Genomic DNA, 9817 nt, shown 5'->3' with positions numbered 1-9817 from the left:
AGTTCTTTATGATTTTATAAAACTCATTTTTTTAGTCATTACTAATCTTCAACTATACTTAATTTTCTTTCTTCTAACAATGAAGACTAATCATTATATTTTTAGAGAAGTAATTCGATACACTCGACTATATAGATTTAATATTATATTTGCATCCTTATTAGATATACATTATGAAATTTATAGATGAAATAGGGAGAAGAAGAACCTTTGGTATTATCTCTCATCCAGATGCAGGTAAGACCACATTAACCGAAAAATTATTACTTTTTGGAGGTGCTATTCAGGAAGCAGGTGCTGTAAAATCTAATAAAATCAAAAAAGGAGCTACTAGTGATTTTATGGAAATCGAACGCCAACGTGGTATCTCTGTTGCTACTTCTGTACTAGCGTTTGAGTATAAAGGGATAAAGATTAATATTCTGGACACCCCTGGTCATAAGGATTTTGCGGAGGATACGTTTAGAACTTTAACTGCTGTTGATAGTGTTATTGTTGTAATTGATGTTGCTAAAGGAGTTGAGGAACAAACAGAAAAACTAGTTTCTGTATGTCGTATGCGAAATATCCCTATGATCGTTTTTATCAATAAATTAGATCGTGAGGGAAAAGATGCTTTCGAACTTCTTGATGAGATTGAACAGAAATTAGGGCTTACGGTTACTCCATTAAGTTTTCCTATTGGAATGGGATATGATTTTAAAGGAATCTATAATATCTGGGAAAAAAACATTAATCTTTTTAGTGGTGACAATAGAAAGAATATCGAAGAAACTATCGAAATATCTGACTTATCAACTCAAGATCTTAATAACGTTATAGGTGATACTGCTGCAGACACATTACGAGAAGAGTTAGAATTAGTTGATGGTATCTACCCTAAATTTAAACAAGAAGAGTATCAAAGTGGAAATTTACAGCCTGTATTTTTTGGTTCTGCATTAAACAATTTTGGTGTTAGAGAATTATTAGATTGTTTTATTTCTATTGCTCCTACACCTAGACCTAAAGAAAGTGATACTCGCCTAGTACATCCTGAGGAAGAAGATTTTACAGGATTTGTATTTAAAATTCATGCTAATATGGACCCTAAACATAGGGATCGTTTGGCGTTTATAAAAATCGTATCCGGAACTTTTGAAAGAAATGTTCCTTATTTACATACAAGGCACAATAAAAAACTTAAATTTTCTAGCCCCAATGCTTTTTTTGCAGAAAAAAAAGAAATTGTAGACATATCATACCCTGGAGATATTGTAGGCTTACATGATACTGGAAATTTTAAAATTGGAGATACCCTTACAAAAGGAGAACTATTAAATTACAAAGGTATTCCGAGTTTTTCACCAGAGCATTTTAGATATATCAATAATGCAGATCCTATGAAATCTAAACAACTGGCAAAAGGTATTGATCAGTTAATGGATGAGGGAGTTGCCCAGCTTTTTACGTTAGAGCTCAATGGAAGAAAGGTTATAGGAACAGTAGGAGCATTACAGTATGAGGTGATACAATATAGATTAGAGCATGAATATGGAGCAAAATGCACTTACGAAAATCTAAATGTTCATAAAGCTTGCTGGGTAGAGGCTAAAAATCATGATAATGATGAGTTTAAAGACTTTAAACGCGTAAAAAATAAATTTCTAGCTAAAGATAAACAAGGGCAATTAGTATTTTTTGCTGATTCTTCTTTTAGTCTACAAATGACTCAACAAAAATATCCTTCAATTCAATTTCATTTTACATCAGAGTTTTAGCATATATTAATTACTCTTTGGATTTTATTTTTTTAGATAAAATCCAAAGAATAATTGGTAATCATATACAGTCTATTGCTAGAAAACATCATGCTTTACCTACTATAAAGCTAAACATTTTTTTAAAAAAACTCATTTCTTTGGTCGTCTCTCCATAACCATATCCGTAGCCATACCCATACCCTACTCTTTTAAAATCCACATCATTAAATAAAATCGCTAATGAAGTAAATCTTTTTTCCTGAACAAGTGTTTTGGGGATATCTAAAAGTCTTTTATCTGAAAACTTTTGTCGTACTACATAAATACATAAATCTGCATAGGATTTTAATAACAATGTATCTGCTACAACTGTAATAGGAGGTGTATCTATAATAATATAATCATATTCTTCTTTTAGAAAATCAAATAATTCTTTTACTCGCTTGTGTTTCAGTAATTCTGCTGGGTTCGGTGGTTTAGGTCCCGAAGTAAAAACATCTAAGTTTTTAAACCCCTCTATATTAGTTCGTATATCAGTAAGACGCATCGACTCATCTACAATAAAATTTGTAATCCCTTTTTTTGATTTAACCCCCATGCTTTGTTTTAATTCTGAAGATCTTAAATCCATTTCTAACAAGGCTACTTTATTACCTGATCGGCCAAGTGTTATTCCTAAGTTACTAGCAGCAAAAGATTTCCCTTCTCCTTTAATACTAGATGTTACAAGCATTGTTTTTCCTTTCTTTTCAGAATGCCCTAAAATAAAATCTAAATTAGTTTCTAATAATCTAAATGCTTCTGCTAATATAGATCGATCAGCATTAGGAGTTACTAATTTTTTATCATTAGGTGATGAAGGTATGCTTCCTAGTAGTGTTAATTTTATTATTTTTTTTAGCTCTTTTATATCATTAATTTTAGTGTTCATTATATCTCTAAAAAAAATGATAATTACAGGAATCATTATAGTTGCTAAAAAACATGCTATAAGAACTATATTTTTTTTGGGTTTTATAGGACTTCTTGTTGCAAATGCTTTTTCTATAATTTTTACATTAGATACTGTTGCTGCAAGAGAAATAGCGGTTTCTTCTCTTTTTTCTAAAAGATATAAGAATAATGTTTCTTTGATTTGTTGTTGCCGTTGTATATCTCTTAGTTTTCTTTCTTTTTCTGGTAATGATGCGATCTGAGCATTTACTTTAACATCTCTCCCTCTAAGTGATTTAATTTTTAACTCTAATGTCTTTTTTAGATTTATTAAACTTTGTTGTATGCTTAGTTGTAAATCTGATAACTTTTCATTCTGAATGATTAGTACTGGATTTTCTGTTCCAGAACTTTTGATTAATCTATTTCTTTGTAACGCAATACTATTATACTTATCAATCATTGATACTGCTGATTGATCTGTAAAACCTAAATTTACTGGTAAAAGTTCGTTTTTAGATTTTTTTAGATATTCTAATAAGAAATCAGCAAGACCAATTTGTATTGTAGTTTCTACAATCTCTTTTTCATTATTCGATGCATTAGTAAGCATTACAGAAGTCTCTGCAGGAATATCAGTAAGATTATTTTTTGATTTAAAAAATTCTACATTTTTTTCTAAACTATCTAATGATTTATTAATAATATGTAATCGTTCTTGTATAAACTGGGCAGTATTAGTAGAAATTTGATTTTTATCATTAATCACGTCATCATTATATTCTTTGATAAGAGCATTAAGAATATTTTTTGCTCTTTCTACATCAATGGTAGTCATGCTTAAGCCTACTACACTAGTATGTTTATTGGTTAAGCCTATTTTAATAGCTGATTTATATAGTTCTACAGCATCCAAAAGAGGCGTGACACTAACATAAATATTGGTATTTATATATTGTGTAAGAATTCTAAAATCTGGTTCTACAATAAGGTCTCCGAACACAGAGCCAATACATTGGTTAAATTTTCCTTGTGCTATAAAATTCTCCTCATTATCTTTTATTATAAATTTTCCTCCAGAAAGAACTGTGATTATAAACCTTACTCCTTTATTATAATAAGAATCATCAATAAAATTAACTTTTATAGGTGAGTTATTAGAAAGCTCTATAAGCCTCTTAGAGTACTTCGTTTTATGAAAATATTGAACATCTAAGTTTAATTTTTTTATTACATTTTCTATTAGAGGTCTAGAGTGTAAGATTTGAATTTCATTCTCTACTTCTTTATTCACATTTTTAAATATAGAAAGGTCTTCAAAAGCAGAAAGTTCAGATAGTATTCCATTTTTTTCGGCTTTTATTAAAACACTAGATGTTACTCGATATAGCTTAGGGGTATATCTCATGTAAAAAAAGCCTATTGTAAAAAAAATTACAAAGGCTAATATAAAAAGTTTCCAGTGGGTAAAATATTTCTCTAATAATTCTTTTATAAATAGATTTTCAGAGTCATCATCGGTTTCATAATTCATCTAATAAGTGATTTCGGTTTTAAGTAAAAAGAATATAAATTTAATTAATATCCTTTAATATCAATCCTATAAAGTAAAAAAAACTATCTAATCACTAGAACTTATACTTACAAACTTCTTTTTCCTTTAAAAACAATATTCTTAACTATTTTTAATAAATAATTGATATCAGTAAAAAAAGGATTTTTTTCATATTCTTCTAAATATCTCATCTCTGATTCCATTATTTCCTCTAATGTTTCTGGCATATCTGCATAAAAAGGAGGGATCAATCCAGGCTTAAACCGTACTCTCTTTTCTTGTAATTCTTTTGTATAAAGACTAAAATAATGATTACTAAGAGGTCTGCCTCCTATAAGCTTCATATCTCCTTTTATAAAATTAAGAATCATAGGAAGCTCATCTATCCAGTATTTTCTAAGGATTTTTCCTATATTAGAAATTCTAAAATCATTATTTAACTTCCCGCCTTTTCTTAGATTATTTTTATTAAATACATAGGGTTGTAAATATTCTGAATAGGGATGCATCGTTCTAAACTTATACACACTAATAGATTTCTTGTTTTTACCTACTCGTTTTAATCGTATTAATGGACCATAAGTAGGATTCATATCATATATGGGTTGTTTTTCTTTTTTAGCTATAAAATACAACTGATCATCTATTAGTTTTTCTTCTATCACATCAAAACCACAAGAATATAAACGCCCCAAAATTTCTGCTTTGGTTAATACTCTACCGTATCCTTTAGTTATCCTAAAATACAAGCTTTTGGTCAGTTTTAATTTCGGAAGTATCCTATGGACTATAAAATCTCCTATATAATATATGTAATTTAATGGTTTAGGATATTTCATTAAAATCCTTTCTTTCCTTTTATCATAGACTTCTACGGTATTAATAAATACGCCACCTTCTGGTAATTTTTTATTAATAGCTTCAAAAAATTTATTAATTCTTAGGTAATCATTAGCTTTTTGTAAGTTTATAATCACTGGATATGACTCTTTACGGTACGATAAAATATCTTCTTTCTTTCTGGTATCACATAGTTGAACATCGAATAACTTATACCCTTCTATATGATTAGCAATAAAATCACATACATTATTCCCTAATTTTTTGCTGATTATTTTTCTAATAGTAACCTTATTATTACCTCTTAGCACATAAGGTTTAGTCCTTAAAGCAATAGAATTATTAAGAACTTCAATTTTTTTGTTCTTAAAAGGGTGAGCAACTACATCTATTATAGTACTTATTAGTTCTCTATAGATAGACTTGTTAGGTAATTCTATAAGAGGTGAATAATCTGATAAAAATCTCGAAGGTTTTTTTTTACGAATCCCTATTTTTTCCAGGTCTAAGAGCATAATATATTTTTTTGGTTAACTACCTTAAAGATAAATAATTAGGAAGAATCTCGTCGATGGATTTACCGCAGAATAGTTAAGTCAAACATCTGTTTTACAGAAATTTACTTGTTAAATACAATGAGAATTTAAATTTTTAACAAAAAGAAACGTTAACCTTAGTAAAAAAAACTACAATATTTGTTAAAAAAGCAAGCAAAACTTAGTTAAAGTAACCAAAAAACATAATGACTTGTTTTTTTTAGTTACAGAAAAACAAGTCATACATGACTAACCTAGATAGAAATAAAACTTTAAAAAAAATAGGCTATTAGTATCGTTCTAACATAAACCAGGATCCACCAGTTTTCTTTTAATATGCTAATAATCAAAATAAATACTATAGCGTAATGGCATTAGTCAAACTCAGAAGGACTTTATGATGTAGATACTCATATCCTTATAAATCAGATATCACATTTTAATGTTTAACAAAAAAATGCTTTTTTACTACATTTTTTACATTTTGCATAACAAATTCTTTACTCCATTGTAGTACATTATCATTCCATCGCTGAGGATGAAATGTAAACATTACTTGATTAGGAAAAACTGCTGCATTTAGAACTTCAATAATCTCTGAAGTACTATGAAATTTTCGGGTAAATACAGTATTCACTCGATCTCTCACACTAGTTTTATGACCATCCCATCTTCTACCTGTATCTGTTAAATAATAAATTTTGTCATAATTGATGTCAAAATAAGGTTCCGCAATAATTCCATAATCTTGGTATTTATATGTTTTCCAAAGGTCTTTAGAATCATATTTAGATAGTGGCGAACCATGCATACATATGGTCGAGACAGGTACTAGCGCTCTAAGTTCAGAGAGGTTTTTTTGAAAATCATAAATCCCTAATTCTAAATCACCTTTGGTAGTAGTAAGACATTCATAATGATATCCAATCTCATGACCTAGCGTCGCTATCTCCAGAATTACTTCTTTATCCCAACTTTCTGGAACGGCTCTAAAATAATAAGTTCCCTTAATTCCTTTTGAAGCTTGGATCTGAGCAAAAACCAGTGAGTTTTTAGGTAATAAATCTACATCATGTCTAAGAATAATGCTCTTTTTTTGTGGAGTTATAATAAACTCTTGAAAAGTCTGAAATTGATATTCATTATTAAGTAATGCCTGAAGCAATTTTTTATATCGTCGTACGGTAAAATCTATCATTTATATTCAAATTGTATTTTGGGGTTATCGATTATAGTTTCTTTACTTTGCGGATAGTTTTCTACAAACCAAACCATAAAAGCGGTAATATCTATTTTATCTTCTAATAGTTTCTGACGTCTCTGTGCAAATGTATTTTTGAGATCTGGTATTTTTTCTAACTCTTTAATCTTATCCAATACCCCTTCTTCATTTTGGAAATTGAATACTAATCCATATTTTTCTTGATCTTCATTATAAGATCTTCGTATAGAATTTACATATATCGATGGTGTTCCCAGAACTCCTGATTCTGCTGCCATTGTTGCTCCTTCTCCGATAAAAAACTTAGCTCCGGCAAGTACTTGGTGTATATCTTCTGGTACTATTTTAATTTTATACTTATGATATTTCTCTGGTAGATAACCCTCTGATGTAATAAACACTTTGTAGCGAGATGCCAGATATTCTATGATTCTGCTTTTTTCTTTTTCGGAAAAACCTGTTTGCCCTTTATCATGAGAGGCGTTCCAGGAAACAAACCGTAGGATTACGTAAGGATCATTAGTCGATAACTTTAGAATTGAGGCATAGTTTTCTGTTGCCTCAAAATAATTAGGATGTAAATATGCTAGCTCATGATAGGATTGATATTTAATTTGTTTCTTTCCAAGATTTTCGACTAATACATTGGGAGTAAGTACACAGGAGGTAAAAGGAAGGTATAATTTCATCTGTTCCCAATTGCCTGAATCTTCTAGAGATATATGAGGCTTACCCAATAATGCAGAGGCATGAGCTGCATAAGGAGATCCATGACTCATCAAAAGGTCAGGTTTAAATTTAAGACCTTGGATAAATTCTAGAATATCGAATTTAATTAGCCCTATAATTTTACCTAAGGTGCTGTTATATTTCTTTCCAAAAGAAATAAAAGGAAGTCCTGCTGCTTCTAATAATTCGATTTCAAATTCTTTTTCGCGACATGTAAATAAAAACTCATGCCCTCTTTTTTGCATTTCAAAGGCAAAATTCCTAAATAAATGTACATGTCCTGGGTGGCCTATATCGATAAGAATTTTCATAGTATTTTATATATTACTCCTCTGTTACAAACTTTTTAAAACTTTAACCGCTCTTTTCCCAAAACCATATAATATGGGATTGGTAACATAAATGAATCTACCATGTTCTACAAGATCCCCTCCGAATTTTGATTTAAACTCTCTGACTCCATAATCTTCATCAGGTTTTCCGGCTCCCATAAAATCGAATAGCTTAATATCATTCTTACAGGCATATAATATCGCAGCCCAAGTTGCTAACACACTAGGGTAAACGTTTTTATAAACAGCATCTTTACCACAGATATACCATTCATAAATTACTTTATCCTGAAATATGGGACATACGATTCCTCCAATCACTTCCTCTTTATAAAAAATCAATAAAAATTTAGCAATTCCCTGACTCCATAATGTTGTAAAGAAATTTAGTTTTGGTAATGGTGTCTTAATTTTTGATTTATATAAATCTACTAATAGGATATAATAGTCTTCTATTTCAGACTCATGCTTGGCTTCTCGTATTTCTGCACCTTCTTTTATGCTCTTCTTTATTTGTCTAAGCTTACTACTACTCAATTTTTTTCGAGTATTTTCTTCAGTACTACATTCTAATTGAAAATTTAAATGTGGGAGATATTCAAAACCAATTTCATCAAAAATAGTTGCATATTTACTATAATCATTAAAGTTTCGTATTTCTATATACACCACTTTATTTTTTATGTTTCTAAGAACTGTTTTAAACAGTTCTATAATATGTTCTTCTTCTACTTCTTCAGAAAAAACAGGCCCTCCATAGATAATTGCTCTGCTAGTAAACAAGGATTTAACTCCGCTTTCTTTATAAATCACTCCAGATACAAACGCAGTAATTTTTTCATTACACTCTACTGCAAAAGTGAATGTCTCTAACCCTATTGTATTAAAAAAATGCAGTGTTTCTATTGTTTGGAAAAAGTTTGCTAAATCATTTTTTAAAAAAGCTTGCTGTTGTTCTAGGCTTAGTTGGCTAATCTTATGATGTATGGTAAAAGGTTTAGTAATCATAGGGCTTCTTTATAAATGGTTAATAATCTAGAGGCTATAATATCTGAATCTAAGTGTACTATATCCTGTCTCCCTGTTGTCTTTGTATGATATTCTAAGGCTTTAGTAATCTTATTGGATATATCTATTTTATCAAAACTTGTTACAAAACATCCTTCTGTATTTTGTATAAGTTCACTTATATCTCCTACATTAACTGCTACGATTTTACAATTGCATGCCATAGCTTCTTTAATTACGTTAGGAGAACCTTCCCAAAGACTGGTAAGAACTATGACATCTGCGGCATTAAAATATGCTGGCATTTGTTGATTAGGGATATCAATTAAGGAATGTAACTCTATATCTTTATGATCTAGTAATTCATAAGCGCTTTGGGTTAATGCATAATTTTTTTCTTTTCTTTTAGGGTTTGCAGCAAAAAGAATATGACGATTATTAGGATTCCAATTTGTAATCTCTAGAGCTTCTTTCTTTGATAACGGTTTAAACTTACTAAAATCTACACCATTAGGAACAATGGATGCTGTTGCAATACCACAAGATGTTTTCATATCTCTGGATTTTACTATAATCTTCTTCCAAAATAAAAAACTGAATATTTTAATTACATATTTTAATGCCTTAGAGGCTTTAACATCACTCCCCATTAAGGATACTACAAGTGGTTTTCCTCCTGCCATTGCTGCAACTGCTGCACTAAGCGAATAATGTGCATGAACAATATCATAAGATTGTTGCTTCAGAAATTTTCTAAGTATAAAAATGTGTTTTAGATATCCTTTTATTCCTTTACCCTTAATCGTAAAAAACGAGACTTCATGTCCTAGTTTAATCAAAGAATTTCCTTGATTAAAAACAATAGGAGATATCCCATGTATTGTGTTTCCGCTACTTACAAAAAGTACTTTCATAAAAAA

General features: G+C 29.7%; 7 protein-coding genes. 1 reads left to right on the top strand and 6 read right to left on the bottom strand.

What is annotated here, in order from left to right:
- Positions 1-173: 173 nt before the first annotated feature.
- Positions 174-1760: a peptide chain release factor 3 gene (locus tag N456_RS02050; RefSeq protein ID WP_062053366.1), complete on the top strand. Its 1587-nt coding sequence runs from the start codon at positions 174-176 to the stop codon at positions 1758-1760.
- An 88-nt stretch (positions 1761-1848) separates the two neighbouring features.
- On the opposite strand, the gene N456_RS02045 is transcribed toward N456_RS02050, so the two are convergent.
- The 6 genes from N456_RS02045 to N456_RS02020 all read right to left on the bottom strand — a co-directional run bounded on the left by N456_RS02045 (position 1849) and on the right by N456_RS02020 (position 9811).
- A complete protein-coding gene (locus N456_RS02045) occupies positions 1849-4209 on the bottom strand; it encodes a GumC family protein (protein WP_062053364.1) in 2361 nt (786 codons plus the stop codon).
- 107 nt (positions 4210-4316) lie between these two features.
- Positions 4317-5585, bottom strand: coding sequence for a sugar transferase (locus N456_RS02040; RefSeq protein WP_062053361.1), 1269 nt, complete (start codon positions 5583-5585; stop codon positions 4317-4319).
- Between the two features lie 460 nt (positions 5586-6045).
- Positions 6046-6804 carry a polysaccharide deacetylase family protein gene (locus N456_RS02035; protein ID WP_062053359.1) on the bottom strand — a complete coding sequence of 253 codons (759 nt, stop codon included), beginning with the start codon at positions 6802-6804 and terminating at the stop codon, positions 6046-6048.
- A complete protein-coding gene (locus tag N456_RS02030; RefSeq protein ID WP_062053357.1) occupies positions 6801-7868 on the bottom strand; it encodes a DUF354 domain-containing protein in 1068 nt (355 codons plus the stop codon). Before N456_RS02030 ends, N456_RS02035 begins: the two co-directional genes overlap by 4 nt.
- A gap of 24 nt (positions 7869-7892) precedes the next feature.
- Positions 7893-8897 (bottom strand): lipid II:glycine glycyltransferase FemX, encoded by a 1005-nt coding sequence (locus tag N456_RS02025; RefSeq protein ID WP_062053355.1) that lies wholly within the window; start codon positions 8895-8897, stop codon positions 7893-7895.
- Positions 8894-9811 carry a glycosyltransferase family 4 protein gene (locus tag N456_RS02020; protein WP_062053353.1) on the bottom strand — a complete coding sequence of 306 codons (918 nt, stop codon included), beginning with the start codon at positions 9809-9811 and terminating at the stop codon, positions 8894-8896. Before N456_RS02020 ends, N456_RS02025 begins: the two co-directional genes overlap by 4 nt.
- Positions 9812-9817 lie beyond the last annotated feature (6 nt).

Source organism: Aquimarina longa SW024 (genome assembly GCF_001401755.1).
Lineage (GTDB): Bacteria > Bacteroidota > Bacteroidia > Flavobacteriales > Flavobacteriaceae > Aquimarina > Aquimarina longa.
The sequence above is the reverse complement of the archived record's forward strand: the minus strand, read 5'-3'. Positions and strand labels throughout refer to the sequence as shown.

What these genes read in the sequence shown, in the direction of transcription:
- N456_RS02050 (WP_062053366.1), top strand. Translation starts at nt 174, where the DNA reads ATGAAATTTATAGATGAAATAGGGAGAAGAAGAACCTTTGGTATTATC.
- N456_RS02045 (WP_062053364.1), bottom strand. Translation starts at nt 4,209, where the DNA reads ATGAATTATGAAACCGATGATGACTCTGAAAATCTATTTATAAAAGAA.
- N456_RS02040 (WP_062053361.1), bottom strand. Translation starts at nt 5,585, where the DNA reads ATGCTCTTAGACCTGGAAAAAATAGGGATTCGTAAAAAAAAACCTTCG.
- N456_RS02035 (WP_062053359.1), bottom strand. Translation starts at nt 6,804, where the DNA reads ATGATAGATTTTACCGTACGACGATATAAAAAATTGCTTCAGGCATTA.
- N456_RS02030 (WP_062053357.1), bottom strand. Translation starts at nt 7,868, where the DNA reads ATGAAAATTCTTATCGATATAGGCCACCCAGGACATGTACATTTATTT.
- N456_RS02025 (WP_062053355.1), bottom strand. Translation starts at nt 8,897, where the DNA reads ATGATTACTAAACCTTTTACCATACATCATAAGATTAGCCAACTAAGC.
- N456_RS02020 (WP_062053353.1), bottom strand. Translation starts at nt 9,811, where the DNA reads ATGAAAGTACTTTTTGTAAGTAGCGGAAACACAATACATGGGATATCT.